Origin of the sequence: Saccharothrix sp. HUAS TT1 (genome assembly GCF_040744945.1) — a bacterium.
Taxonomy (GTDB): Bacteria; Actinomycetota; Actinomycetes; order Mycobacteriales; family Pseudonocardiaceae; genus Actinosynnema.
The window spans coordinates 4,625,182-4,651,131 of the sequence record NZ_CP160453.1 but is presented as its reverse complement, the minus strand read 5'-3'; the positions used below and the strand labels follow the sequence as shown (position 1 = coordinate 4,651,131).

Here is a 25,950-nt window from a genome sequence, read left to right as displayed (position 1 = left end):
GCCCGCCCCGGTGATGCGGTAGGTCGATCCGCCACTGCCGGTGAGGGTGCAGTCACACCCGGGACGGCGGGGTCGTCATCGCAGTCCCGGTCTGCGGCATACGGACGCCCACCGGCGGCGGCGGATCGGCGCGAACGGCGGCGTGCGCGTCGATCAATCGGTGCTCGACGGCGAACCCCGTCCGCCGCTCGTCGAGCCCGCTGGCGAGGCCGACGGCCTGGTGCCCGGTCGTCGTCCCTGCCGGGTAGGAGCAGGTTCGCTTCCCGCCCCTGTTCACAGTGATTTCCGCGATGTCAGGAGACCGGCCCGACTTCCAGTACCGAAACCGGCATCGCGCGCACGGGGGTGATGGATTCCAGGCTCAGGTCCGCCTCCCGGAACAACCGGCGGAACTGCTCCTCCGTGCGCTCGTGGCCGGGCAGCACGGTCATCATCAGCAGGTCCAGCACCTTGGCCTGGTGCGGCACGTCGCCCGCCGGGAGGACCGCGTCGACCACCAGGATCCGGCCGCCCGGTCGCAGCGCGGCGCGGCAGTTCCGCAGGATTCGCAGGCAGGTGTCGTCGTCCCAGTCGTGCGTGACCCGTTTCAGCAGCAGGACGTCGCCCGCCGGGACCTCCTCCAGAAAGTCGCCCGCCACCGGCCGCCAGCGGTCCGCGAGGTCGGCCGCCGCGCTCAGGCGGTTGCCGCCCAGCACGTGGGCCCGGGTCGAAGAGGACGCCGCGCGCGGACGGGTCGCGCCGCAGCACCTCCAGCAGCAACCCGCCCTGGCCGCCGCCCACGTCGACCACGGTCGCGCCCGGCGGGATCGGGCACGCCGCCGCCACCGGCGGCGTCAACCGGAACCGGCCCGGCTCGACCTCGCTGAACACGCCCCTGGTCGCGAGCAGCCGCAGCACCCGGTGGATGGCGGACGCCGCGAACCCGGTCAGCTCGGCGAGCTCGGCCACCGCGCGCGGGCCGTCCCGCAGGTGGTCGGCGAGGTTCATCGCCGCCGCCCGCAACGCCGCCGAGTGCAGGTAGCCGACAGGTCGTGGGCCGAGCCGGGCAGTGCGGGCGAGGTCCACAGCAGTCGCCCCGCGGGGTCGACGAGGACTTGGACGTTCATGCCGTGGCGCTTGTGCTTTTCCGAGTGGTATGGCCGGTCGGCGGCGACGCGGTCGATGCGCAGCAGGGTGCCGTCGAGGATGACGTAGGCCTTGCGCGCAGCGACCTTCACCGCGTCGGCCAGGTCCGGTGCCAGTGCGGCCAGGAGTTGGACGGCTTCGTGGATGTAGCGGCAGACGGTGGCCAGGCCGACGCGGATGGGTGGACAAGCACACAAAGCTCCTGGCGATGGCCTTGCTCTTGGTCGAGAAGTCATCTACCAGGAGCTTCGCCATGTCTCCGGCCTGCCACCACCAGGTTGGAAAGGGCTGATGGATCAAAGGCTTTGGACGTGAGTGTTCAGTCTCCTGTCGAGGGTGCTTCGAGCGTGTCGTGCATGTTCGCCCCGATCCAGGAGAAGGCCAGGGTGTGCTGACAGCTGAAGGTGGCGAAGTGGCTACGCGCCGCCAGCTCATGACCGCGTTCACCTTCGTCTCATAGATCACGCTTGTCGTCACGCACAGCACCAAGCCGGCGCTCACGACCACTTCGTCCGTCATGCAGCGAACCGGCGTGCTCGGCCACCTCGGTGAAGCTGACCAGTGGTTTGGTTCCTTGCTGAACGGTCCGTTGGACCACACGCACGCAGGGACAGCGGGCAACCAGTCTTTGGCGACGTTCCGGATCGGTCAGCTCCAGGGCTGCCACACCGCACAAGTGGGCCGTCGTCCCCCGGTGGCCAGGAGCAGCGCGAAGGCGTCACGCACGACGTCCAGGGAACCTCGGAGTCCGCGGGCCAGGCGTGGCCGGTGCCGAAGTAGGCGAACTCGACGCCGTCAGGGTTCACCCGGTCGCCCTTGCTGAACCACTCGCCGTGGTCGGGATCGGTCTCGACGGCTCCCGCGTAGCGGACCGCGCCCAAGCCGATGGTCGAGTCGGCGCCGACCGACTGCCGGTCGTCCTGACCGCGCGGCCGATGAGAGTGCCGTTGGTCTGTTCCCTGGATCGCGTCGAGCACGGCCTGGGCGTGGTCAATGCCCTTGCTCAGCGCCGTCCACAACACCTTGACGCCGTTGACCACCTCCTCGAGATTGGCCAGAATTTCGTCCTTGTCGCCGGTCCGGTCACCCTCCAACGCTATAGCGAACAGCGTTTGGGAGCCCTCAATCAGGTCCTGTGCCGAGGCCGGGGAGTCCTTGCACTTCGATGCCTTGTCACAGGCCCCGGACACCGCCTGCGCCACGGGCAGGTCGGCTTCTCCCTGGTCGGAGAGCGCCGGCCACGGTGAGAGCTTCAGCGGGGCTGGTCGGCCCGCAGGTCCCGCACCCCGTCGGGCAGGGCCGGTTCGTCGTCGGTCAGGCGGTCGACGAGCCGCCGGAGCTGGTCCACGCGCCCTGACGGCGCGAAGTCCTCCACCAGGGCGAACAACAGCTCCTCGTGTGCCTGGACCGCCGGCACCCCGTCGACCACTCACACGCCGGCTCATCGGTAGGCCGGCTCGGAGCCGACCGCGTCCGAAGGCCGTACCGGTGCGGGCGGTCCCTGGACCGGTAGTCGGCCTGGTCTCGCCGTCGTCGACATGGGGTTCAGCGCAGGGTGGTGGTCTTGAAGGTGTCCGCGGTCGCCTGCGGGGCTCTTTGGGTGGGGTGGGGGTGGGGTACTCCGGCGGCGAGGACGTAGAGCGGGATGCGGCCGATGTTGTCCAGTCCCAGGCGTTCGGCGACGGGGACGTCGCTGAAGGCGCCGGTCTGGGCGGGTCCCAGTCCCAGGGCCGTGGCGGTGAGGGCGAAGGTCTGGCCGAGGTGGCCCGCGTTGAGCAGGCAGACCCGGTAGCAGCGCGGGATGCGGTACTTGCTGCTCATCCGGTCGATGACGGCGGTGAGCACCACCAGGAACGCGGCTTCGCCGACCCACTTCTGGTTGGCGCCCAGCACGACCGCCTCGTCGCGGTCCAGGCCGGGCGAGAGCAGTTCCAGGGAGTGCTCGCGCAGGTTGTAGTGGTACATGCCGGGGTCGACACCGGTGACGTTGAGGACGCCGAGGTAGGCGTCGAGTTCCTGGCGGGCGCCGCCGGCGGGGCTGGTGCGGCGGAACAGCGCGCCCGAGCCGGAGTCGATGTAGTCGACCGGGCCGAACACCGTCGAGAGCAGGGTGGCCAGGGTCGACAGCGGCACCGGGTCGTCGGTGAAGTCACGGTGGGTGCGGCGCGCGTAGAGCACCTGGTCGTAGGGCAGGCGCAGGTCGGCGTGCGGGCGGGGCAGCATCACGCGGTCGGCGTCGGGGTATTCGGTGAACAGGGTGTGCCGCGGGCCGTCCTCGGCCGCCACGGAGGTGTCCGCCTGCTCCTCTGGGTCGGTCTGCCCGCGGTCGTCTTGGGCGTACCGGTTGTCCAGGGTGGCGTAGTGGAAGAACGACGCTTCGGGTGCCCACTCCCGCCACTGGCGGGCCACCTGCTCGTCGCGGTCTGCCTCGTCGTCGCCCTCGGCGAGCAGCGCTCCCGCCTCGTGCAGAGCCTGCACGGCCTCGGCGACGGTGTCCGGGGTGAGGTGGTCCAACTCCTCGGCGGCCTTGACGGGCTCGATCCAGTCGTCGAACGCGGCCAGGACCTCCGCCGCCGCCGGGTGCAACGCCGTGGGCGTGCCGCCGGGGTAAGGGTGCACGACGAACTCCCCCTCGAACCAGTAGCAGGTCAGACAGCTCGCACGACGCAGACGCATGACGGCTCCAAAGGGCGCGCGGAACAGAACTCCGGCGGGGACACGGTGCAAGCGCCACACGATGAGGGGCCGGGCCCGCGTGCACGGGCCCGACCCTCCGAACTAGCCGACACCAGCCGTTACTTCTTCTTGAAGTTGAACTCCTGCCACGGGTGTCCACCAGCGACCCGTTCCGGGCGGACAACCGGACGGGCCTTCATCGGAATCCTGCGCACGATCCTCACCTCCCCCCTTGTCACATCGAAGCAGAAGACGTGCACTTCAGGGTTCCCGCCGTCACCGACACCATCCCCACACCCGCCCAAGACAACCCGATCCAGTGACAATCGACGCCCGTCTCGACATGCCAACCCGGGACAGATCCCCCCGTGAGGTCCTGGAACCTCCCCTTGCCGCACAAACGTCCCACTGTGCCCCCGACCTGTTCACCGCGACCGCCAGCACTGCGGCGACGTCATCGGGCACAACCCCGACCGCCGACATGCCCGCCGAGGAGATGGCCCTGCTCGCCGTCGACCTGCTGGTGGCACGCATCGCGAGCCCCTACACTCCGCACGCGACAGCCGCGTCTTCAGTGGACACCCCTTCGGCGATCGCATTCCAGAACGCACGCTCTACATCACGACGAATCGGAGGCCGCCCTGGGGATCTCATCGCCGGACGCCCCGTCACAGTCGTACGACAACCAAGGCCGAGTGACGACCCCGTCGGCCCAGGTGTGCTCAGCACTGGCACGCGCCCTGCAGTTGACCGACGAGGAGCCCACCTGCTGCGCCTGGCCGGGCATACCGCCAATCCGGATCGCGTCCCCGGGCTTGTTCCGATCAGTGTGCGCCGAGTCGCCGACCAGCTCAGCGCCAGCCCACTGGCCGTGTACGACGCGCCCTGGCAATTGCTGTACTGGAACTCGTTGTTCGCGGCGACCTGGGGGCCCCTCCCGGGCCGGCGCCGAGGACCGGAACGCCATGATCACCCAGTTCGAACAGCGGAATGCCCGGTCCGGCAGACCGCGGCCGAAAGGGCATGGTTCGAGCAGTCCCTCGTCGCGGACCTGCGGACCACCACCGGCCGGTACCCGAACGATCCCGATGTCGCATCGTTGACCGAACGGCTGAACCGCACCCCGCGGTCGGTGCCGGTCAGCACGAGCGACGGTGGCCGGCTGTGGCCCTCGCGGGCCAGGTGGAGTCACCGCGTGGCAGAGGGGGCACCGGCTGGCCGGGCTGCACCCCGGCGGGAGCGTCGCCGCGCTCGGCGCCGATGAAGGCACCGGCCCGTGCCGAGTCCCGCACGGTCGCCGACAAGGTGATCCTCGTGCCACGAGCCGGACCTAAGTGGACGGCCGCGGGCCGGGCAGCTCCCGGAGCTGCCTCCGGGAGGTGATCCCCAGCTTTCGGAAGATGTTGCGCAGGTGGGTGTCGACCGTGCGGGGGCTGATGAACAGCTGGGCGGCGACCTCCTTCGAGGTCGCTCCCGACGCGACCAGCCGGGCGATGTGCAGCTCCTGCATGGTGAGCTGGTCGCGAGCCTGTCCGGAGCGGCTGCGCGCGGTCTCGCCGGTGGCGCGCAGCTCGTCGGCGGCGCGGCGGGCGAACGCCTCGAGCCCCGCACCGGACAGGAGCTCGTGCGCGGTCCGCAGGTTGAAGCCGTGTCCAGCTTGCCGGGCCGAGGTACTTGCGGGCGCGGGCGCAGGTCCATCGCGCCATCCGTCGACACGGCGTCCGGAGCGCCGGCTGGGCAACGCCTGTCCGCGGTTCTCCCCCAGCGACCGGACGTTCCTCGCGGCACGGCTGCACCGACTCCCGGCCGCCACGCTCCATCGGCTCCGGCTCCTGGCGCTGCGACCGGCACGGGGGAAGCCCACGTGGGCTACCGCCGTATCCGTGGAGAACTCGGCGCCGTCCTCGCCGACGCGGGCATCCAGGTCATCTTCAGCGGAGCTCTGATCGCACTTCCGACATCGCCGATCCGGTCGACGGGTGTTCGTCAGCCCGCGAACAGCCGGTTGAACACGGGTGGGACGTGGTCGACGTACCGGCCGTCGCCCGCGAGCCCGTTCATGGCACGGGGCGAGAGGTCGGGCCAGCCGCCCGTCCGCAACCGCTGCGACATCCGGTCGATCGCGGCGACCTGCTCGCCGACGGTGAACGTGCAGTGCCCGGCTGTCCGCACGTACGTCTGGCGCACGAGCCGGCCGTTGCCCTCGCGGTGGGCCAGCGCCTCGTAGGACTGCTGCTGCGCCACGGTGGAGATCTGGTCACCGAGCCCGTTGACCGTGAGGACCGGCACGCGCACGTCACCCGTGAACACGATCCCCCTGGACAGGTTCGACACGGCAGCGGGGTCGGCGGCGACGCGGGGAGCCGCGGCCAACCGCCCCAGGTCGGCGCGCAGGTCCAACCCGGCTCGGGCGTACAGCCGCACGACGGCCAGCTGCTGTGCGGGTTCGGCCGACGCGAGTTGCCGGGTGTAGTCGACCCCCGTGTTCCAGGAGGGGTTCCCGCCCGCCAGCTGCTCGATGGCGCGCCTGCTGCCCATCGCCTGTCCGACGTAGGGCAGCGGACCGCCTGCCAACGCCTGGTACATGCCGTTCTCGATGCCCGCCGCGTCCCACCACGCCGGCACCGGCGGCGCGGTGCCGTCCGCCGCGAGCCCCCAGCCCGGGAGTTGGCCGATGGCGGACGCGAGCGCGATGCGCGCCCGCCCCTCCGCGGTGGCCTGCGCTCCGGCGAGGGCCGAGATCCACTGCTGCCTCGCACCGGCGACGTCAGCGGGAATCCCGACCACGGGCAGGGCGCTGTCGCGGAACAACAACGTCTTCAGCGCGAACACGGTGTCGAGCTTCTGGTTCCACTGCCCGACCGAACCGCCGAGCCCGCCGCAGAACGGCACGGCGGCGTCGAACAGGTCGGGGTGGACCTGCGCGGCGCCCGCGGCCACGAACCCTCCCATCGAACGGCCCTCGGCGATCGCCCACCGGGCGGAACCGAACGCCGTCTCGAAACGAGCGAGCGCGGCGGCCTGGTTGTCGATCGCCCGGTCGATGCGCCACCCGGTGACAGTCCTGGTCGTGCCGCCCACGGCGTAGCCGCGCTGGACGAGACTCGCGGTCAGCGGCGTGCCCAGCCCGCCGTCGGCGAAGTCCAGGTCGACCAGCACCACGCCGTTCCACCGGTCCGGCCTGGCGAACTGGTACGGGGTGCCGTCGGGGAGCTGCCCGGACGTGCAAGCCGCTGTTCCGAGGCACGGCACCACATCCGGTGGCCCGGCAACCGCGGCAGGGGCGCCGGCCACCAGCACCGACGCGGCCACCAGCACCGCACCGAGGTTGCGCACTGCGGACATCGAAGTCTCCCCAGTCCCGCTCGAAGGTCGGCACCACCCGCGAACCGCCGCTCGGCCGGTTCGCACCTCACCCGACACGCACCACTGCGAGCAGACTCATGATCTGCTCCTGCGGCAACGACCGTCAACAACGACCGGCTCCAGGAGGAGTTGCGCAATTCGCGGCATCAGGTGAGCGCAGGCCGGTTGCATGACCCTGGGGTTCCCCCGGAACCTCAGTGGCTTCGATCCTCATCTGGAACCAACAAGCCGTCGTGCAGCTGCGCGTACGCCGGCTGGTCTGCCCAGCCCTGGGCTGTCGACGGCAGACCTTCCGGGAACAGGTTCCCGGACTGCCGGAGCGCCACCAGCGCCGCGCGGTGCGGCTTGTCCGGCAGATATACCAAGTGGCGCAGGAATTATGCGGCCGGGCGGCCGCACGCCTGACCGACCTCCTCGCCGTGCCCGTGTCCCGCAGCACGGCGTTGCGCCGTCTACGGCGCCTGCCACTGCCCGAACCGAAGGTCCCCCGGGTGATCGGCGTGGACGACTTCGCCCTGCGCCGACGCCACCGCTACGCCACGATCGTCATCGATGCCCAGACCGGTCGACGTGTCGAGGTCCTGCCCGGCCGTGACGCGGCCACCCCGGAGTCGTGGCTGCGCGAGCATTCCGGTGTCGAGGTCGTGTGTCGGGACGGGTCGGCCACCTACGCCGAGGCCGTCCGCCGCGTCCTGCCCGACGCGGTGCAGGTCAGTGATCAATGGCATCTGTGGCGCAATCTCTGCGACAAGGTCCTGGTCGAGGTCCGCGCGCACGCCGGGTGCTGGGCCACCGTCAACCCACCCCGCCCAGGCGGAGTTCACGAGCAGACCGTCCGCGACCGCTGGAACAAGGTCCACGACCTGCTCAGCCGGGGCGTCGGCCTGCTCGACTGCTCACGGCGCCTCGGCGTCACCCTCAATACGGCCAAACGGTATGCACGCATGCCCGAACCCCACGCGTCGCGCATCGCTCCCGCCTACCGCCCGACCCCTACCGTGACCATCCGCGTGCCCGCCGCGCGGCCGACCCCGCGGTCCCCGTCACCCACCTGCTCGCGGAAATCCGGGAATCGGGCTACACCGGCAGCGCCAACCTGCTTGTCCGTTACCTCAACCAGGGTCGCGCCGAAGGCGACCGCCCGGTCACGACCTCCCGTCACGCCAGCCGCCTCCTGCTCACCAAAGCCGACAACCTGCGCCCGAAGGACACGGCCCTGCTGGAGAAGATCACCATGGCGTGCCCGGAGATGACCGCACTCGCCGATCTGGTGCGCGGCTTCGCCGCCCTGTTGACACCGGCCGCGGGCAACGACGTGAAACTCACCGAGTGGATCGCGACGGCCCGCGCCGTCAACACCCGCACCAAGAGGATCATGAGGCAGATGCACGGGCGTACCGGATTCGACCTGCTCCGCCACCGCGTTCTCCTGCCCTGACAGATGCTCTGTGTCACCACCGGCCACGGGCCAGAGCCACTCGTTTTACAGTCCCGGGTCTGGTCTGGTCTGGTCTCGTCGACCGGCGGTCGGCCGGTGTGGTTGGGGTGGGTCCACTTCTTCGCGACGAGGTGCCGGTGCCATCGCAGGAGGGTTCACGGTGTCACCAACCGGTGTTGTCGCAACCGGTCGGGTAGGTGTCGAACCAACGCGGCGAGCACCGCGCGATCGGCCCAGTCCCACCGTGGGCGGGGGTTGGTTCGGCGCAGCACGGCGACTCCGTGCCGCAGCACCAGCAACTTCACATCCTTGGCCGCCGGTGACCGGCCGAGCAGAACCAACCAGCCGACGACCCGGACGAAGATCAGGTACAGCAGTCGTAGCACCACGCCTCACGATCGTGCTCCTACAGCACGTCGGACGCGATCATCGCAGCTCAGCGCCTCAGAGCAGAGTTCCAGCACCCCACAGGCGGCGTTCCGCGCCCGCTTGTCACACCGGGGGCCTGCCGATCGACATCACCAACGGGGGTTCCGCCATCGTGGAGGGGCCCGACTCAAGGGAGGAAACGGATGAACCTGTCCTCAGGGGGACGGACACGATTACGGGCCGTGATCGCGGTCGCGATCACGGCAGTGCTGGCGGCCTTGGCGCCGAGGGTGGCGCAGGCGGCACCGCCGGCGAACGACGATTTCGACCAGGCGGTCGCGATCACGGCGCTGCCGTTCGGGGCCGACGCCGACCTCGCCGAGGCGACGCCGGCCGAGGACGACCCGCTCTGCACGACCAGCGACGAAGCCTCGGTCTGGTACGACTACACGGCCGGCTCGGACGGCGTCCTGGCCTTCGACCTGGTCGGCAGCGGTTACGGATTCGTGGCGGTCTACACCGGTTCGCGCGGCGCGCTGGAGAGGGCGCCGGATACCGGTTGCTCGAGCGGTTGGGACGACCCGGCGCTGCTGCGGGTCACCGCGGGCACCACCTACCACTTCATGGTGGTCGTCGGCGGTTGGTGGAGCGGTTCCATCCGGCTCACCGTCGACGAGCTGCTCCCGCCCGCCAACGACCACTTCGCCGACGCCACGCCGATCTCGACGGTGCCCGCCACCGTCGACACCCGGCTCGGCGCGGCCACCGGGGAGCCGGGAGAGCCCGACCCCACGTGCGACGGCATCACCGGCCGCCTGATCCCGTCTGCGTGGTTCGCCTTCACGGCGCCGCGCTCCGAGTCGATCACCCTCGACCAGCCCTACGACCACCAGTCCGCGGTCGCCGTCTACACCGGTGACTCCTTCGGCGCGTTGACCGAGGTGTACTGCGCGAACCACTACCGAGGCGTCCTGGCCGTCACCGCCGGGCAGACCTACCGGGTCCAGGTGGCGTACTGGTCGCCGGGAGCCGGCGACACCCTGCTTGAACTGGACGTCGCGCCGCCACTGACCGCCCACATCGGACTGTCCATCCCGGACCCGTCGACCTTGGACACGGTCAGCTTCTCCGACTACACCCACGACGAGGCGGGACAGCCGATCACCCGGACCGAGTGGGACTTCGGCGACGGCACCGCGGCCACCGGCCGCGACGTCGACCACCGGTTCGCGGCCGACGGCGACTACGTGGTGCGGATGACCGCCACCTCCGCCGACGGGCGCACGGCCGCCACGTCCCGGACCGTGGTCGTGCGGACCCACGACGTGCGGATCGCGTCGTTCACCGTGCCGGTTCGGGGCAGACCGGGGAAGACCAAGGCCGTCGAGGTGGCCGTCACCAACCAGCGGATCCCGGAGCACGCCACCGTCACGCTCTACCGGAGCACACCCGGCGGTTTCACCGAGATCGCCCGCGCCACGCAGTACGTGCCCGCCCGCACGGTGGCGTTCCCGTTCAACTACACGTTCACGCCCGAGGACGCCGCGGTCGGCCGGGTCACCTTCCGCGCGGTGGTCACCCTGGCGGCGGGCGTCCGCGACGCCCGGCCGATCGACAACGAGGCCGTCGCGCCCGCGACGACGGTCCTCCCGGCGGTCAGCGAGTCGGTCCGATGAGGCCGGGACGTGGCCGGCTGGGCGCCGTGCTCGCCGCCGTCGTGCTCGCGTCGGTGGTGGCGCCCGGGGTGGCGTAGGCGGCACGGGCTCGTGGTCGTGCTGTCGCGCGGTCCGCCGTGCCCGGACCGTCCCGCTCGCGCGGGGAAGACGGCGCACTGGTGAACATCGGCACGTTCAACACCGGACCACCTCCCGCTCGCGCGGAGGAAACGCTACGGCCCTGTGCTTGCCGAAAATGTCGTCCGTGCAGGTCAAGCGGCGTGATGGTACTCGTTGAGGATGCCTCCCAGTTGCGGCCATCGGCGGATGTCGAGCCGGGTGAGGGCTGCTTGGTCGGTGGGTGTTGTAGAAGTGCTCACTCGCGCAGCGTCGTGGAGCAGGTGCTACTGGTTCCGGATCAGCGTTCGGTCGAGAAGCTCGCGGCGGCAGCTGTGAATCCAGCGCTTCATGATCGCGTTCATCTGCGGGATCCGGACTCCACTGAGAACGACCCGGATGCCCCGCGTCGGCGAGGACGGCGCCGAACAGTGCCGGGAACTCGTCGTGCCGGTCGCGGATCAGGAACCGCGCGTGTCGGCCCGCGGGGTCCGGGCCTGCTGGATGCCCACTGCGCCGGGCGCATGCTTGTGGTGGCCTCGTCAGGTGGGTTCTGGTGTGGAACCGAATCCAACCCGACGAGGCTCTCCACGTTCGCGGGACGTCGACTCCGGTGGGTTGTCGACACAACTTCCGACAACCCGATCAGTCCTGGGCTTTGCCTCCGGTGATGCGGGACACCGCCAGGGCGATGAGGATGATGGTGCCGTTGAGGGCGCCGATCCACTGGGCAGGGACGCCGCCGAGGGTGAGCACGTTCTGGATCATGAAGAGGAGCAGGATGCCGGTGAAGGCTCCGAACACAGTGCCCTTGCCGCCGTTGAGGCTGATGCCGCCGATGACGGCCGCGGCGAAGACGGTGAAGATGTAGCCGTTGCCCTGCACGGAGGCGACGGAGGCCAGTCGGCCGGAGAGCAGCAGGCCGCCGAGGGCGGCTAGCAGGCCGGCGGTGACGATGACGATCCAGAGGACCCGGTCGGTGCGGATGCCTGCCGCCTTGGCGGCGTCGACGTTGCCGCCGATGGCGTAGAGGGAGCGGCCGAAGCTGGTGAAGCCGAGGACCACGATGCCGATGGCGAACAGGACCAGGCACAGCCAGACCGAGGCGGGCATGCCGAGCCACTGGGTGGTGCCGAGGTAGAGCATGGAATCCGGGAGGCGGAAGAAGGTCTGGCCGCCGGAAATGCCGGTGAGGATGCCGCGGAGCACGATCAGCATGCCGAGCGTCACGATGAAGCCGTTGAGCCCGAACCGGATGATGAACAGCGCGTTGACGACCCCGACCAGCACGCCGACGGCCAGCGTGATGGGCACCGACCAGCCGCCCGGCAGCAGGCCCAGCCCGTGCCCGGCGCCGACCGGGACGGTGAGCCACGCGGCGACCCCGGGTGCGAGGCCGACGGTGGACTCCAGGGAGAGGTCCATCTTCTTGACGATCAGCACCATCGTCTGGGCCAGGACCAGGACGGCGATCTCCGACATGGTCTGCAGGATGTTGATCAGGTTGTCGGGTTGCAGGAACACCGGGCTGACCAGTTGGCCGACGATCGCGATCACGATGACCGCGGGGATGAGCGCCAGGTCGCGCAGCCGGGCGAAGGCGATCCGCCGCCTGCCGGCGGACCGGGATGACGGGCCCTTCCCGGCGGTCCCGCCGTTCCCGGTGACCGCGACGGCGGTCTTGCTCTCAGACATCGAGGTTCATTCCTTCCATCGCGGCCACGAGCTGGTGGTCGTGCCAGCCGCCGGGTACCTCGGCGACCAGGCGGCCCTGGAACACCACCAGGACGCGGTCGCACAGGCGCAGGTCGTCGAGCTCGTCGGAGGCGATGAGCACACCGGTGCCGGATTCGGCGATCTCCTCGACCTTGCCGAGGAGGAATTCCTTGGACCGCACGTCGACGCCGGCGGTCGGGTTGATCAGCACCAGCAGCTTCGGGTCGTTGGCCAACGCGCGTGCCGTGACGACCTTCTGCTGGTTGCCGCCGGACAGGCCGGAGACCGGCAGTCGCGGTCCCGGGGTTTTGATCGCGAGCTTGTCGATCATCGACCGGGCGAAGCGGTCGCGCCGGTGGCCGTCGATGAACCCGGCGCGGCCGAGCCGGTCCGGGATGGTGAGGGTGCCGTTGTCGGCGATGGACATGTCCGGCACGTAACCCTGGTGGTGGCGGTCCTGGGGGACGAAGCCCACACCGGCCCTCAGCGCGGCGGGGACGCTGCCCGGGCGGGGCCGGGCGCCCGCGATCTCGACGGTGCCGTCGGTGGCTGTCCGCAGCCCGACGACGGTTTCGGCGATCTCGATGCGGCCGCTGCTCGCCGCGCCGGCGAGGCCGACGATCTCGCCGGCCCGGACGGCGAACGACACGTCGTCGTAAGCGCCGGGCAGGGACAAGCCGGCCACGTCGAGCACCTCGGCGGCGTGCGCCGATGGGCCTCGGCGCCGGCTCACGGCCTCCGCTGCGGCCTCACCCGTCATGGCGGCGACCAGTTCGGTGCGGGGCAGGTCGTCGACCGCGGCGGTGAGGATGTGCCTGGCGTCGCGGAACACCGTGACCGTGTCGCAGATCTCGTAGATCTCCTGCAAATGGTGGCTGATGAACAGGAAGGTGACTCCCTGTCGTTGGAGGTCGGTGATGCGGGCGAACAGCCGGTTGATGGCGGCCGCGTCGAGCTGGGCTGTGGGCTCGTCGAGGATGATGAAGCGGGCTCCGAACGACAGCGCCCTGGCGATCTCCACGAACTGCCGCTGCTCGACGTCGAGTTCCCGTGCGGGGGTGCGCACGTCGACGTCGACCGACCAGGTGTCCAGCAGGTCGCGTGCCCTGTCGCGCACCGTCTTCCAGCTGATCAAGCCGCCGGGACCGTGGTGGTGGCGGTTGAGGAAGAGGTTCTCGGCGACGGTCAGCTCGGGGATGATGGTCGACTTCTGGTAGACGCACGCCACCCGCTGCCGCCAGGCGTCGCGGTCGGCGAGCCGGGGCGCGGGCTCGCCGCCGAAGCTCACCCGGCCGTCGTCCGGGGCTTGCAGGCCGGTGAGGATCGACACCAGGGTGGACTTGCCCGCCCCGTTGCGTCCGACCAAGGCGTGGGTCTGCCCGGCTTCGATCTTGATGGCGGCGTCGTGCAGGGCCACCGTGGACCCGAACCGCTTGGTGATGCCCGTCGCCTCGACGACGGGCGCGGCGGTAACCATCTCGGTGCTCGCCTTCCGGTCAGAGGTGTTTGGCGCCCCAGAGGGACCTGTCATCGGCCTTGAGGCTGGGCACGCCGTCGTAGGCGCCGCCGTCGGCGGTGACCAGGGGCGCGGAGAGCTGGTCCTCCAGCACACCTTCGCGGACCTGGATGATCGTGCTGTCGTGGTCGGTCTTGCCGGGCGCGAACGTCTTGCCGTCGATCGCGGCCTTGAGGTAGTGCAGGGCGTACTTGGCGTAGAGGTCGGCCGGCTGCGAGACGGTGGCGTCGATCTTGCCTTCGGCGATGTTGCGGAGCTCCTCGGGGATGCCGTCGTTGGAGACGACGAAGACGTGCTTCGGGTCGTCCGGTCCGACCAGCAGGTTCTTCTGCTTGAGCACCTGGAGGGTGCCGGCGAGGGCGAAGCTGGACTGCATGTAGATGCCCTTGATGTCGGGGTGGGCGGTGAGGTCGGTCTGGAGCTTCTGCGCGGCGACCGCGCCGTCCCAGTTGGTCGCCTCGCCGAAGACGGTGATGTCGGGGTAGTCGGCCTTCATGCAGTCGTTGAACGCCTCGGTGCGGTCGCGGCCGTTGATGGAGGCGAGGTCGCCCTGCAGCATGACGACCTTGCCCTTGCCGCCCAGCTTGGCGCCGAGGAACCGGCAGGCCTTCTCGCCGTAGGCGCGGTTGTCTGCCCTGACCACCATGTAGACGTTGCCGGTGTCGGGTCGGGTGTCCACGGTGACGACCGGGATCTTCTTCGCTGCCAGCTGTTCCAGCGTGGGTGCGATGGCCGCGGTGTCCTGCGGGGCCATCGCGACGCCCTTGACGCCCTGGCTGATCAACGTCTGGACGTTGGAGGTGAGCTTGGCGACGTCGTTCTGCGAGTTGGTGGTCTTGAGGTCGAGCCCTAAGTCGGTGGCGAAGTCGGGGCTGTACTTGATGTAGGAGTTCCAGAAGTCGGTGTCGGAGCGTGGGAAGTCGAGGCCGACCACGGGCTTGCCGTTCCCGGCGGACCCGGCGTCGGAACCACCGCAGGCGGTGAGGGCGGCGGTGAGCGCGGCGACTGCGCTGAGGGAGGCGATCGTGCGGTTGGTGGTCTTCACGCGGTTCTCCTAGCGGCGTTGCTGCGGGAACTTGGGAGGATCAGGAACGGGGACGGACACGGAGTCCGCTCATGCCGCCGTCGACGGCGAGATCGGTGCCGGTGGTCGAACCCGACAGCGGGCTCGCCAGGTAGGCGATGGCGGCGGCGACTTCGTCGGCGGTCACCAGTCGCCCCATTGGCTGACGGGCGGTGAGGGCGGCCCGCTCGGCCTCCGGGTCGTCGGCGCGGTCGAGCAGGCGGGCGACCCACGGTGTGTCGGCGGTGCCGGGGTTGACGCAGTTGACCCGGATACCGTCGCGGACGAGGTCCGCGGCGGTCGCGCGGGTCAGGGAGAGCACCGCGCCCTTGGTGGCGGAGTACAGGGCGCGGTCGGGCAGCCCGGCTGTGTCGGCGATGGAGCAGGTGTTGACGATGGCCGCGTGGCGGGACCGGCGCAGGTGGGGCAACGCGGCACGGGTGGTGCGGACGATGCCGAAGACGTTGACGTCGAAGACCCGCCGCCATTCTTCGTCGGGGTTGTCCTCGATGGTGCCCTGGGCGCCGATACCGGCGTTGTTGACCAGGATGTCGATGCCGTCGAGCCGTTGGGCGGCCTGCTCCACGCCCGCCCGCACGCCGGCGTCGGCCACGTCGGCCCGGATCCCGATCAGCGGGTCGGGCAGGCCGTCCGGTGCGAGGTCCAGGCACGCGACCCGGGCGCCGCGGGAGGCGAGCAGGCGGGCGGTGGCCAGGCCGATGCCGGAGGCGCCGCCGGTCACGACGGCGGCCAGCCCGGCCAGTTCGGGTGCGGTCATGCGGTGGCCTGCCGGTTCCAGACGGGCCCGTCCGGGAAGCGGTGGGCAGCGATGGAGGTGGGGTGCAACTCGGCGCTGATCCCGGGTGCGGTCGGGGCGAGGTAGTGGCCGTCACGGATGCGCACCGGGTCGGTGAAGTGCTCGTGCAGGTGGTCGACGTACTCGATGACGCGGTCCTGCGTGGTGCCGCTGACGGCGACGTAGTCGAACATCGCCAGGTGCTGGACCATCTCGCACAGTCCGACCCCGCCCGCGTGCGGGCAGACCGGGACGCCGAACTTCGCGGCCAGCAACAGGATCGCGACGTTCTCCGTGACGCCCGCGGTGCGGCTCGCGTCGAGCTGCAGGATGTCGAGCCCGCCCGCTTGGAGCAGCTGCTTGAACATCACCTGGTTATGGGTGTGCTCGCCGGTGGCGACCTTGACCGGGGCCAGCGCCTTCCGGATGGCGGCGTGGCCGAGGATGTCGTCGGGCGAGGTGGGTTCCTCGATCCAGTACGGGTCGTAGGGCAGCAGGGCGGTCATCCAGTCGATCGCCTGCCGCACGCCCCAGGCCTGGTTGGCGTCGACGGCGATGCGGATGTCCGGCCCGACCGCCTCGCGGGCCAGCCGCAGTCGGCGCAGGTCGTCGGCGGGATCGGCGCCGACCTTCAGCTTGATCTGGGTGAAGCCGTCCGCGACGGCCTCCTCGGACAGGCGGACGAGCTTTTCGTCGTCGTAGCCGAGCCAGCCCGGTGTCGTGGTATAGGCCGGGTAGCCGTGCCGCAAGAGCTGCGCGGTGCGGTCGACGCGACCGGGTTCGGCGCGACGGAGGATGGTCAGTGCCTCGTCACGGGTGAGGGCGTCCTCGAGGTAGCGGAAGTCGACGAGGTCGACCAGTTGCCCGGGGGACAGCTCGGACAGCAGTTGCCACACCGGCTTGCCCTCGCGCCGCCCGTACAGGTCCCACACGGCGTTCACGATGGCGGCGGCGGCCATGTGGATGGCGCCCTTCTCCGGACCGAGCCAGCGCAGCTGGCTGTCCCCGGTCAACCGCCGCGAGAACGCGCCCAGGTCGCCCAGGACCTCGTCCACCGGCAGACCGACGACCAGCGGCGCCAACGCCCGCACGGCGGCGACCTCGACGTCGTTGCCCCGGCCCACGGTGAACGCGAGCCCGTGGCCCTCCGCGCCTGCGCTGGTGCGGATGGTCACGTAGGCAGCCGAGTAGTCGGGTTCGGGGTTCATCGCGTCGGAGCCGTCGAGCTCGCGCGAGGTCGGGAACCGCACGTCGACCGCGTCGACGGCGGTGATCAGCTCAGTCATCATGCCCGGCACTTCCGGCTGTAACGCCTCGGCCTCGGGTCGGAGTCATCGCGACTACTCCCTTGTCGTGTGTCCTGACATGTCGGCGGTGCAACCACTGAGTGCCAGACATGGGATGGATCTATAGGTTGCCCAAGCGATGATGTCCAGCTTGAGCGGTAAGCCGCAACATTGGATCGATAAAGAACTGGGAAGACGTGCTACGGCCGGTCTCGGACGGGATCACGAGACATCCAACCTCTTTCACAGAGATGGGATGTATTGCTAGCCTGTCGCCGCGTAAGACACCTATGGGGGACACCGATGTCACTGACCGACAAGGCCATCGACCGCATCAGGGACCTGATCCAGTCGGGTGAGCTGCCGCCGGGGGCCAAGCTTCCCCCCGAGCAGCAGTTGGCCGCCGAGTTGGGACTGTCCCGCAACCTGATGCGGGAGGCGGTCAAAGCGCTCGTGGTCACGCGGGTGCTGGAGATCCGACGGGGCGACGGCACCTATGTGACCAGCCTGGAGCCCGAGGTGCTGCTCGGCAGCATCGCGTCCGCAGTGGAGCTGCTCCACGGCGACACGCTGTTGGAGCTCACCGAGGTGCGCCGGCTGTTCGAGCCGGTCGCCACCGGGCTCGCGGCCACCCGCATCAGCGACTCGGAACTCGCCGTGGTCGAGAAGCACCTCCACGCGATGCGCGCTGCCCGTGACGACGTGGAGCTGCTCAACGAGCACGACGCCGCCTTCCACCGGGCGGTCGTGGCCGCCACCGGCAACGCGACGTTGACGACCCTGCTCGAAGGGATCTCCGGTCGCACGGTGCGCGCCAGGGTCTGGCGCGGCCTGGTCGACGACGACGCGGCGAGCCGGACCCTCGCCGAGCACGAAGCCATCTACGACGCACTGGTCGACCGTGACGCCACCGTCGCCCAGGCCGCTGCGCTCATGCACATCACCACCACCGAGCGGTGGCTGCGCGAGCACGTGGACCGGGATGGCGGCATCCCCGTCCAGAAGTGACGTCCTGCTCGATCCCGACTTTCCACGGCCGAGGAGATTGCCGATGAAGCTGTTGCGCGTGGGCTCGGCGGGCCACGAACGGCCCGCTGTCCTGGACGCCCGCGGCGTCGCTCACGACCTGACCACGCTGACGGCCGACATCGACGGCGCGTTCCTGGCGGGCGGCGGGGTCGAGCAGGTCCGGGCGGCCCTGGCGGACGGCGTGCTGCCCGTGATCGACGTCAGCGGCATGCGTGCGGGTGCTCCCGTCGCCCGCCCCGGGAAGGTCGTGTGCACCGGGCTCGACTACGCCGACCACGCCGCCGAGACCGCGACGCCGGCGCCGGCCGAGCCGGTGGTGTTCATGAAAGCCTCGAACACGGTCGTCGGTCCCGACGACACGGTCCTCATCCCGCGCGGCAGCGCCAAGACCGACTACGAGATCGAACTCGCCGTCGTCATCGGCCGCACCGCGCGCTACCTGGACTCGCCGGAGGACGCCGACGCGGTCATCGCGGGGTACGCCATCGCCGACGACGTCACCGAGCGGGCCTACCAGCACGAGCGCGGCGGGACGTGGAACAAGGGCAAGTCGTGCGAGGCGTTCAACCCGCTCGGCCCCTGGCTGGTCACGCGCGACGAGGTCGGCGATCCCCAAGGTCTGGTGATGCGGCTGCGGGTCGACGGCGAACTGCGCCAGGACGGCCACACCAAGAACATGATCTTCGGCGTCCGCCACGTCGTCTGGTACCTGAGCCAGTTCACGGTGCTGGAGCCCGGGGACGTCGTGAACACCGGCACCCCTGCCGGTGTCGCCTTCGGCGCGAACGACTTCCCCTACCCGCGCGCGGGTGACGTGGTGGAGGTCGGGATCGACGGCTTGGGCCGTCAGCGCCACGTCCTGGGGCAGGCGTGATGACTTCCGCGATCCGGCAGTGGTCCACCGAGCGGGTGCCGCTGGGCCGTTCCGACGTCACGGTGAGCCGTCTCGGTTTGGGCACCGCGCCGCTGGCCGGGCTGTTCTCGGGGGTGACCGAGGACGAGGCCGCTGCCGTCCTGGAGACGGCGTGGGCCACCGGGATCCGCTACTTCGACACCGCGCCCCACTACGGCGCCGGTCTGGCCGAACGGCGCCTCGGGGCGTTCCTGGCCTCGCGTCCACGGGCCGAGTTCACGGTGTCGACGAAAGTCGGTCGGCTGCTGGTGCCCGGCGACGCCGCGCCCGGCGACGACGGCTTCCACGGCGAACCAGACCTGGTCTGGGTGCGCGACTACAGCGCCGACGGGGTCTACCGGTCACTCTCGCAGAGCCTGGAGCGCTCCGGCCTCGACTCCTTCGACATCGTGCTCATCCACGACCCCGACGACCACTGGGAGGACGCGGTCACCGGCGCGTACCCGGCGCTGGCCCGGTTGCGCGCGGAAGGCGCGGTGCGCGCGATCGGGGCGGGCATGAACCAGACCGCCATGCTCACCCGGTTCGTCACCGAAACCGACCTCGACTGCGTCCTGGTCGCAGGCCGGTACTCCCTGCTGGACCGCGGCGCGGCCGACGACCTCCTGCCGCTGTGCGACGAGCGGCAGGTGGGCGTGCTGGTCGGCGGTGTCTTCAACAGCGGCATCCTCGCCGACCCGGCCTCCGGCGCCACCTACGACTACGCCCCCGCCCCGGACGAAGTGCGTCGGCGAGCACTGGCCCTGGCCGGGCGCTGCGCTGCGCACGGCGTCCCCCTGGCAGCCGCCGCACTGCGCTTCCCGCTGCGGCGCCCGGCGGTGACCGGCGTCGTCGTCGGCGCCCGCAACGCACGTGAAGTCGCCGAGAACACGGCGCACGCCACCACCTCGATTCCCGAGGCGCTGTGGGCGGACCTCGACGCGCTGGAGCAGGAGCGAGCGCAGTGATCAGGATCGACGCCCACCACCACTTGTGGGACCTCACCGCCCGGCCGCAGGAGTGGCTCGACGATCCGGCCCTGGAACCGATCCGAGGTGACTTCGGGCCCGCTGATCTGCGTGCGGTGACCGAACGGGCCGGAGTGGACGCCACGGTCCTGGTCCAGGTGCTGCCCGATGTCGACGAAACGGCGGAGTTCCTGGCCCTGGCCGATTCCTCCGACCTCGTCGCGGGCGTCGTCGGGTGGGTCGACCTCACCGCGCCCGACGTCGCCGAGCAGCTGGACCGGCTACGCCGCGGACCCGGCGGCGACCGGCTCACAGGTGTCCGGCACCTCGTGCAGTCCGAACCCGACGCGGACTGGTTGGTGCGTCCCGACGTGCTGGCCGGGTTGCGCGCGGTGCGTGATGCCGGGCTCGTCTACGACCTGTTGACCCGGCCGCACCAGCTGACGGCGGCGCTGGAGGCCGTGCGGGCGGTGCCGGACCTGGTGTTCGCAGTGGACCACCTGTCCAAACCGGACATCGCCGGTCGGGTGCTCCAGCCCTGGGCCACGCGCCTGTCGGCGTTGGCCGCCGAACCGAACGTGGTGGCCAAGGTGTCCGGGCTGGTCACCGAGGCGGACTGGGCGCGGTGGACGGCGGCCGACCTGCGGCCCTACGTCGACGTCGCGGTGGAGGCGTTCGGTCCCGACCGGCTCATGGTCGGCTCCGACTGGCCGGTCTGCCTGCTCGCCGCCGACTACGAACGGGTGTTCACCACCGTCGCGGAACTCCTCGACGGGTGTTCCGCCGCGGAACGGGACCAGCTCTTCGGCGGCACGGCCGTCCGCGTCTACGGATTGAGGACCGGCTGATGCGCACCGTGCGACTGGCTTATGGCGAGACAGGGCTGGACCTGCGGGTCGACCCGGCGGTGACGACCGTGGTGACGCCCGAGCACCACAGGGCCACCGAACCGCCGCAGGAGGTCCTGCGCCGGGCGTTGCGCGCGCCGGTCGCGGGTCCGCCGTTGCGGGAGCGCGTGCGCCGTGGTCAAACCGTGGCGATCTCGGCCTGTGACGGGACGCGGCCGCAGCCGCGCGAGCTGATGATCCCGGCGATCCTGGAGGAGCTGGACGGCCTGGTCGACCTCGACGACGTCGTGGTGCTGGTCGCCACGGGCACGCACCGGGGCAACTCCGAAGCCGAGTTGCGCCGGATGTTCGGTGACGAGGTGGTCGACTCGGTGCGGATCGTCAACCACGACGCCCGGGACCGGAGCAGCCTCACGTGGCTGGGGAAGTTCGGTGCGGACGTGCCCGTGTGGCTCAACAGCGAGTGGCTCGACGCGGACGTGCGCATCACCACCGGTTTCGTCGAACCGCACTTCTTCGCGGGCTTCTCGGGTGGCCCGAAGCTCGTCGCGCCGGGCCTGGCGGCACTGGAGACGGTGCTCGTGCTGCACGACGCGCGCCGCATCGGCCACCCGCGGGCGACGTGGGGGATCGTCGAGGGCAACCCGGTGCACGACGACGTGCGCGCCATCGCGGCCGCGACCGGCGTCACGTTCGGTTTCGACGTGGTCCTCAACCAGGACAAGCAGGTCGTCGCCGCGTTCGGCGGTGACCTGCCCGCCATGCACGCCGAGGCCGTGCGCACCGCCCGTGAGGTCGCCATGCGGCCCGTGCCCCAGCTCTACGACGTGGTGGTGACCACCAACTCCGGCTACCCGCTGGACCAGAACCTGTACCAGTCGGTGAAGGGCATGTCGGCGGCCTACCAGGTGGTCAGGCCGGGAGGCACGATCGTGTGCGCGGCCGAGTGCCGCGACGGCTTCCCCGACCACGGGTCCTACCGCGAGGTGCTGGCCTCCGCCGACTCGCCGGCGGCGCTGTTCGCGGAGATCTCCGCCCGCGCGGTGACCGTGCCCGACCAGTGGCAGGTCCAGATCCAGGCGCGCATCCAGGCCGACTGCCGGGTCGTCATGCACACCTCCCACCTCAGCGACGCCGAGCTGGCCACCGCGCACCTGCAACAGACCTCGGACATCCCGGCGACCGTCGCCGACGCCCTCGCCGCGGCCGGACCCGACGCCCGGCTGTGCGTCCTGCCCGAAGGCCCCCGGACGATCCCCTACGTCGACGGGTCGCACCGGTGAACGGGACGATCCTGGTCTGCCTGGACAAGTTCCGCGGTTCCCTGACCGCCGAGCAGGCGTGCGGGCACGTCGTCGACGGCGTGGCGGACGCGGGCGGTCGGGCGGTGGCGATGCCCGTCGCCGACGGCGGCGAGGGCACCGTGGCAGCGTTGGTGCGTGCCGGCTACGACGAGGTGCGCGTCGAGGTCACCGGCCCCACGGGTGAGTCGGTGCGCGCCTCGCTGGCCGTGCGAGGCGGACAGGCGGTGATCGAGATGGCCCAGGCCAGCGGGCTGGACGTGCTCCCCGACGGCTGGCTCGCGCCGCTCACCGCCGACACCTACGGCACCGGTGAACTGATCCGCGCCGCGCTAGACCGCGGCTGCCTGGACATCGTGCTCGCCGTGGGCGGCAGCGCAACGACCGACGGAGGTGCGGGTCTGCTGCGCGCCCTGGGCGCGAGCATCACCAGTTCCTCAGGAGAACCGGTCGGACCAGGCGGCGCCGCGTTGACCGGAACCACGCACGTCGACTTGTCCCGACTGGATCCGAGGTTGGCGCACGCACGGGTCACCTTGGCTTCGGACGTGGACAACCCGCTGACCGGACCGAACGGCGCCGCCGCGGTGTTCGCGCCGCAGAAGGGCGCGACACCCAGGGACGTGGACTTGTTGGAGCGAGGGCTCCGCAGGTTCGCCGCGGCCATGGCGGACGCGATCGGACGGGACCTGAGCGGGGAACCCGGCGCGGGTGCGGCCGGGGGCGCCGGCTTCGCGGCGTTGGCCGCCCTCGACGCCCGGCGGACGTCCGGGGCCGAATTCGTGCTGCGGGCGATCGGTGTCGAGGATGCGCTGCGGGACGCTTCGCTCGTCGTGGTCGGCGAAGGCCGGTTCGACGAGCAGAGCCTGCGGGGCAAGGCCCCGATCGGGGTGGCCGAGGCGGCACGGCGGCACGGCGTGCCAGTCGCGGTGGTCGCGGGTGACGTCCGGCTCACCGCCGAACGGCTGCGAGAGGTCGGTGTGGTCGCCGCCTGGTCGCTGCTCGAGCGCGCCGGTCACGTCGACACCGCGATGAAACGGGCGCCCGCACTGCTTCGGGAGATCGGCGGCGAACTCCTCGCACACCCGTTCTCCACCCTCACGAACGAACGGAGAGCGAGCATGACCGGGCCGGGCGCGGTCGACCTGGGGTTCGCCAGGGTCGACGTGGATCGCGAAGCGCGCCAAGGGCTGCCCGAGGTGGTCTACGGCAGCGGGAAGACGCCTGACCAGATAAGCGAGATCGTTCGGACGTTGTTGCGGCACAACGACGGCCCTGTGCTGGCCACGCGCGTGGAACCCGACGCGGCGGCGTCCGTGTCGGCCACCGTGCCGGACGGCGTCTACGACAGCGCAGCGCGTCTGCTGGCCTGGCGCCCGGCCGAGTCGACCGGGTTCGGCGTGGTCGTGGCCGCGGCGGGCACGGCCGACCTGCCGGTGGCGCGGGAGGCCGCCGCCGTCGCGACCGCCGTGGGACTTGACGTCACCACCGTCACCGACGTCGGTGTGGCCGGTCTGCACCGGCTGCTGGCCGAGCAGCACCGGTTGCGGGCCGCGGACACCGTCGTCGTGGTCGCGGGGATGGAAGGCGCGTTGGCGAGCGCGATCGGCGGTCTGGTCGCGTGCCCCGTGGTCGCCGTGCCCACCTCGACCGGGTACGGCGCCGGTCTGGAGGGCATCACCGCGCTGCTGGCGATGCACGCGTCCTGCGCGGCCGGCATCACCGTGGTCAACATCGACTCCGGGTTCGGCGCCGCGATGGCCGCGTTCCGGCTGGCCCGCGTGGTGGAGCGGAGGACGACGTGAGCCGCGTGTGCTTGATCTCGCCGTTCACCGGGCTGGCCGGTGACATGCTGCTGGCCGCCCTGGTCGACGCGGGCGCACCCCTGGACGCCATCCGTGACGCCGTCTCCGACACCGGCCTCACCGGCTGGGACCTCACCGTCGCCCCGGTGCTCACGCACGGGCTCACCGGCCGTCGGGCCGTCGTGTCGGTGTCCGACGACGCGACGAGCCGCCCGGCGGGCGAGTTGATCGCCATGGCGGGAAGGGTGCGCGACCGGGCGGTGGCCGGCACCGCGGTCGCCGCGCTGCGCGCCATCGCCGAGGTCGAAGGACACCTGCACGGCGAGAACCCCGAACACGTGCACCTGCACGAACTCGGCGGTCACGACACCCTCGTGGACATCGTCGGCGTGGCCGCCGCTCTGCACGCCCTGGACGTGCGGGCCGTGCACTGCGAGGCGTTGCCGATCGGCGCCGGATCGGTGCGCACCGCGCACGGGGTGCTGCCCTGCCCGGCCCCGGCGACCTCGGCGCTGCTGCGAGGCGCACGCGTCGTCGGCACCACCCTGTCCGGTGAAACCGTGACCCCGACCGCCGCGGCGCTGCTGCTCGCACTGCGCGCCGACTACGGCCCGCCGCCCCACATGCGCATGTCGGCCACCGGCTACGGCGTCGGCGCCAGGACCCTGCCCGACCGACCCAACGTGGCGGTCGTCCGGCTCGGCGACCGGGAGGCCGCGGACGTGCGCGACCTGGTGGTGCTGGAGACCAACCTGGACGACATCACCGGTGAGGTCCTCGGGTACGTCGTCGCCCTGCTGCTCGACTCGGGCGCGTCGGACAGCTGGTTCACCCCCGCCGTGATGAAGAAGGGCCGGCCCGCGCACGTGCTGCACGCCTTGGCGACACCGGAGGCCGCCGATGCGATCGAGCGGCTGATGCTGGTCGAGACGGGCACCCTCGGTGTACGGCGGACCACCGTGCGGCGCACCGCCCTGTCCCGCACCACCGACACCGTGCAGGTTCACGGGATGCCGGTACGCCGCAAGCACGGACCCCACCACAGCAAGCCGGAGTACGACGACGCCGTCGCCGCCGCCCGGCGGACGGGCCTGCCACTGCGCACCGTGCTCGCCCTGGCCGCCGAAAGCCCCGAGGAGCACTGATGGACACCGGCACCACCGCCGCCCGACTCGTGGCGCACCTGACCGGGATCGGCCCGGTCGCCGTCGCCTTCTCCGGCGGCGTGGACTCCGCGCTCGTGCTCGCCGCCGCCACGCGCGCCCTGGAACCCGACGCGGTGCTCGCCGTCACCGCCGACTCCGCGAGCCTGGCCGCCGTCGAGCTGGCGGCCGCAGTCGAGTTCACCGGTCGCCTCGGCGTTCGACACCTCACGCCGGGGACCGCGGAACTGGACAACCCCGCCTACGCGGCCAACGGCCGGGACCGCTGCTACTTCTGCAAGTCCACCGTCCTGGCCGCCATCACCGCCGTCGCCCGCGACCACGGCCTGGCCTCGGTGGCGACCGGGGTGAACGCCGACGACGCGCACGACCCGTTCCGGCCGGGCATCCGCGCCGGCGACGAGATCGGCGTGCGGACCCCGTTGCGCGACCTCGGGATGACCAAGGCCGATGTGCGCGCGGTGAGCCGCCACTGGGCGCTGTCCACCTGGGACAAGCCGGCGATGCCCTGCCTGGCCAGCCGGGTGCGCTATGGCGTGGCGATCACCCCCTCACGCCTGGCGCGGGTGGAACGCGCCGAGGCGGCGGTTCGGGCGTGGCTGGTGAGCGCGGGGACACCGAGCTGGAACTTGCGCGTGCGCGACCTGGGTGACGTGGGGCGGGTCGAACTCGACCCGGACCTGGTCGACCGGCCGGACATCGGCCCCGCGCTCACCGAGGTCGTGCGAGCGGCGGGGTTCGACGGCGTCGAACTGGCGGTGTTCCGGTCGGGCGCGCTCAACCACGAACCACACCGGTGATCCCGCACGTCGCGATCGGAG

At 71.1% G+C, this 25,950-nt stretch carries 21 protein-coding genes and 3 pseudogenes; 11 read left to right on the top strand and 13 right to left on the bottom strand.

Annotated elements, in window-relative coordinates:
- Positions 1–293: 293 nt before the first annotated feature.
- The 5 genes and pseudogenes from AB0F89_RS22180 to AB0F89_RS22160 form a co-directional block, all read right to left on the bottom strand.
- Complete coding sequence (locus AB0F89_RS22180; protein WP_367127456.1) at positions 294–695, bottom strand: methyltransferase; 402 nt, start codon at positions 693–695, stop codon at positions 294–296.
- 324 nt (positions 696–1,019) lie between these two features.
- A pseudogene (locus AB0F89_RS22175) lies at positions 1,020–1,298 on the bottom strand (transposase family protein); the annotation flags it as partial.
- A gap of 342 nt (positions 1,299–1,640) precedes the next feature.
- Complete coding sequence (locus AB0F89_RS22170) at positions 1,641–2,327, bottom strand: hypothetical protein (RefSeq protein WP_367127455.1); 687 nt, start codon at positions 2,325–2,327, stop codon at positions 1,641–1,643.
- Between the two features lie 50 nt (positions 2,328–2,377).
- The gene (locus AB0F89_RS22165; RefSeq protein ID WP_367127454.1) at positions 2,378–2,554 is read right to left on the bottom strand and encodes a hypothetical protein; all 177 of its coding nucleotides are present in this window, start codon (positions 2,552–2,554) and stop codon (positions 2,378–2,380) included.
- A gap of 116 nt (positions 2,555–2,670) precedes the next feature.
- Positions 2,671–3,801 (bottom strand): SagB/ThcOx family dehydrogenase, encoded by a 1,131-nt coding sequence (locus tag AB0F89_RS22160; protein WP_367127453.1) that lies wholly within the window; start codon positions 3,799–3,801, stop codon positions 2,671–2,673.
- Positions 3,802–4,144: 343 nt separating this feature from the next.
- On the opposite strand from AB0F89_RS22160, the gene AB0F89_RS22155 reads away from it, so the two are divergent.
- Complete coding sequence (locus AB0F89_RS22155) at positions 4,145–5,065, top strand: hypothetical protein (RefSeq protein WP_367138966.1); 921 nt, start codon at positions 4,145–4,147, stop codon at positions 5,063–5,065.
- A 66-nt stretch (positions 5,066–5,131) separates the two neighbouring features.
- On the opposite strand, the pseudogene AB0F89_RS22150 reads toward AB0F89_RS22155, so the two are convergent.
- A pseudogene (locus AB0F89_RS22150) lies at positions 5,132–5,443 on the bottom strand (helix-turn-helix transcriptional regulator); the annotation flags it as partial.
- 344 nt (positions 5,444–5,787) lie between these two features.
- Positions 5,788–7,146, bottom strand: coding sequence for an alpha/beta hydrolase family protein (locus AB0F89_RS22145; protein WP_367127452.1), 1,359 nt, complete (start codon positions 7,144–7,146; stop codon positions 5,788–5,790).
- A gap of 218 nt (positions 7,147–7,364) precedes the next feature.
- On the opposite strand from AB0F89_RS22145, the pseudogene AB0F89_RS22140 reads away from it, so the two are divergent.
- Positions 7,365–8,605, top strand: a pseudogene (locus tag AB0F89_RS22140) (ISL3 family transposase); the annotation flags it as partial.
- A gap of 155 nt (positions 8,606–8,760) precedes the next feature.
- On the opposite strand, the gene AB0F89_RS22135 reads toward AB0F89_RS22140, so the two are convergent.
- Positions 8,761–8,994 (bottom strand): hypothetical protein, encoded by a 234-nt coding sequence (locus AB0F89_RS22135; RefSeq protein ID WP_367127451.1) that lies wholly within the window; start codon positions 8,992–8,994, stop codon positions 8,761–8,763.
- Between the two features lie 222 nt (positions 8,995–9,216).
- On the opposite strand from AB0F89_RS22135, the gene AB0F89_RS22130 reads away from it, so the two are divergent.
- Positions 9,217–10,650 (top strand): PKD domain-containing protein, encoded by a 1,434-nt coding sequence (locus AB0F89_RS22130; protein ID WP_367127450.1) that lies wholly within the window; start codon positions 9,217–9,219, stop codon positions 10,648–10,650.
- A gap of 741 nt (positions 10,651–11,391) precedes the next feature.
- Here the strand turns inward: AB0F89_RS22130 and AB0F89_RS22125 are convergent.
- Genes AB0F89_RS22125 through AB0F89_RS22105 form a run of 5 tightly spaced genes read right to left on the bottom strand, consistent with a single transcriptional unit; the run spans position 11,392 to position 17,123 of the window.
- Entirely contained in the window at positions 11,392–12,441 is a 1,050-nt protein-coding gene (locus AB0F89_RS22125; RefSeq protein WP_367127449.1) for an ABC transporter permease, read from the bottom strand.
- On the bottom strand, positions 12,434–13,939 hold the full coding sequence (locus AB0F89_RS22120; protein WP_367127448.1) for a sugar ABC transporter ATP-binding protein: 1,506 nt from the start codon (positions 13,937–13,939) through the stop codon (positions 12,434–12,436). The genes AB0F89_RS22125 and AB0F89_RS22120 overlap by 8 nt, the downstream gene beginning before the upstream one ends.
- Before the next feature lie 19 nt (positions 13,940–13,958).
- Positions 13,959–15,023, bottom strand: coding sequence for a sugar ABC transporter substrate-binding protein (locus tag AB0F89_RS22115; protein ID WP_367127447.1), 1,065 nt, complete (start codon positions 15,021–15,023; stop codon positions 13,959–13,961).
- 40 nt (positions 15,024–15,063) lie between these two features.
- A complete protein-coding gene (locus tag AB0F89_RS22110) occupies positions 15,064–15,819 on the bottom strand; it encodes an SDR family NAD(P)-dependent oxidoreductase (RefSeq protein WP_367127446.1) in 756 nt (251 codons plus the stop codon).
- Positions 15,816–17,123: an enolase C-terminal domain-like protein gene (locus AB0F89_RS22105; RefSeq protein WP_367138964.1), complete on the bottom strand. Its 1,308-nt coding sequence runs from the start codon at positions 17,121–17,123 to the stop codon at positions 15,816–15,818. The genes AB0F89_RS22110 and AB0F89_RS22105 overlap by 4 nt, the downstream gene beginning before the upstream one ends.
- Positions 17,124–17,426: 303 nt before the next feature.
- Here AB0F89_RS22105 and AB0F89_RS22100 point away from each other — a divergent pair, with 303 nt between their 5' ends.
- The 8 genes from AB0F89_RS22100 to AB0F89_RS22065 are packed head-to-tail and all read left to right on the top strand — an operon-like array spanning position 17,427 to position 25,929.
- On the top strand, positions 17,427–18,131 hold the full coding sequence (locus tag AB0F89_RS22100) for a FadR/GntR family transcriptional regulator (RefSeq protein ID WP_367127444.1): 705 nt from the start codon (positions 17,427–17,429) through the stop codon (positions 18,129–18,131).
- A gap of 43 nt (positions 18,132–18,174) precedes the next feature.
- Positions 18,175–19,026: a fumarylacetoacetate hydrolase family protein gene (locus AB0F89_RS22095; RefSeq protein ID WP_367127443.1), complete on the top strand. Its 852-nt coding sequence runs from the start codon at positions 18,175–18,177 to the stop codon at positions 19,024–19,026.
- Positions 19,026–20,012, top strand: a complete 987-nt coding sequence (locus tag AB0F89_RS22090) for an aldo/keto reductase (RefSeq protein ID WP_367127442.1) — start codon at positions 19,026–19,028, stop codon at positions 20,010–20,012. Before AB0F89_RS22095 ends, AB0F89_RS22090 begins: the two co-directional genes overlap by 1 nt.
- Complete coding sequence (locus AB0F89_RS22085; protein WP_367127441.1) at positions 20,009–20,860, top strand: amidohydrolase; 852 nt, start codon at positions 20,009–20,011, stop codon at positions 20,858–20,860. Before AB0F89_RS22090 ends, AB0F89_RS22085 begins: the two co-directional genes overlap by 4 nt.
- Positions 20,860–22,143, top strand: a complete 1,284-nt coding sequence (gene larA, locus AB0F89_RS22080) for a nickel-dependent lactate racemase (RefSeq protein WP_367127440.1) — start codon at positions 20,860–20,862, stop codon at positions 22,141–22,143. Before AB0F89_RS22085 ends, larA begins: the two co-directional genes overlap by 1 nt.
- Positions 22,140–23,966, top strand: a complete 1,827-nt coding sequence (gene larB, locus AB0F89_RS22075; protein ID WP_367127438.1) for a nickel pincer cofactor biosynthesis protein LarB — start codon at positions 22,140–22,142, stop codon at positions 23,964–23,966. The genes larA and larB overlap by 4 nt, the downstream gene beginning before the upstream one ends.
- A complete protein-coding gene (gene larC, locus AB0F89_RS22070) occupies positions 23,963–25,111 on the top strand; it encodes a nickel pincer cofactor biosynthesis protein LarC (protein WP_367127436.1) in 1,149 nt (382 codons plus the stop codon). The genes larB and larC overlap by 4 nt, the downstream gene beginning before the upstream one ends.
- Positions 25,111–25,929, top strand: coding sequence for an ExsB family transcriptional regulator (locus tag AB0F89_RS22065; RefSeq protein WP_367127434.1), 819 nt, complete (start codon positions 25,111–25,113; stop codon positions 25,927–25,929). The genes larC and AB0F89_RS22065 overlap by 1 nt, the downstream gene beginning before the upstream one ends.
- Positions 25,930–25,950: the final 21 nt, after the last annotated feature.

Coding starts and splice junctions, on each gene's coding strand:
- AB0F89_RS22160 (WP_367127453.1), bottom strand. CDS start 3,801: ATGCGTCTGCGTCGTGCGAGCTGTCTGACCTGCTACTGGTTCGAGGGG.
- AB0F89_RS22155 (WP_367138966.1), top strand. CDS start 4,145: ATGCCAACCCGGGACAGATCCCCCCGTGAGGTCCTGGAACCTCCCCTT.
- AB0F89_RS22145 (WP_367127452.1), bottom strand. CDS start 7,146: ATGTCCGCAGTGCGCAACCTCGGTGCGGTGCTGGTGGCCGCGTCGGTG.
- AB0F89_RS22125 (WP_367127449.1), bottom strand. CDS start 12,441: ATGTCTGAGAGCAAGACCGCCGTCGCGGTCACCGGGAACGGCGGGACC.
- AB0F89_RS22120 (WP_367127448.1), bottom strand. CDS start 13,939: ATGGTTACCGCCGCGCCCGTCGTCGAGGCGACGGGCATCACCAAGCGG.
- AB0F89_RS22110 (WP_367127446.1), bottom strand. CDS start 15,819: ATGACCGCACCCGAACTGGCCGGGCTGGCCGCCGTCGTGACCGGCGGC.
- AB0F89_RS22105 (WP_367138964.1), bottom strand. CDS start 17,123: ATGACTGAGCTGATCACCGCCGTCGACGCGGTCGACGTGCGGTTCCCG.
- AB0F89_RS22100 (WP_367127444.1), top strand. CDS start 17,427: ATGTCACTGACCGACAAGGCCATCGACCGCATCAGGGACCTGATCCAG.
- AB0F89_RS22095 (WP_367127443.1), top strand. CDS start 18,175: ATGAAGCTGTTGCGCGTGGGCTCGGCGGGCCACGAACGGCCCGCTGTC.
- AB0F89_RS22090 (WP_367127442.1), top strand. CDS start 19,026: ATGACTTCCGCGATCCGGCAGTGGTCCACCGAGCGGGTGCCGCTGGGC.
- larA (WP_367127440.1), top strand. CDS start 20,860: ATGCGCACCGTGCGACTGGCTTATGGCGAGACAGGGCTGGACCTGCGG.
- AB0F89_RS22065 (WP_367127434.1), top strand. CDS start 25,111: ATGGACACCGGCACCACCGCCGCCCGACTCGTGGCGCACCTGACCGGG.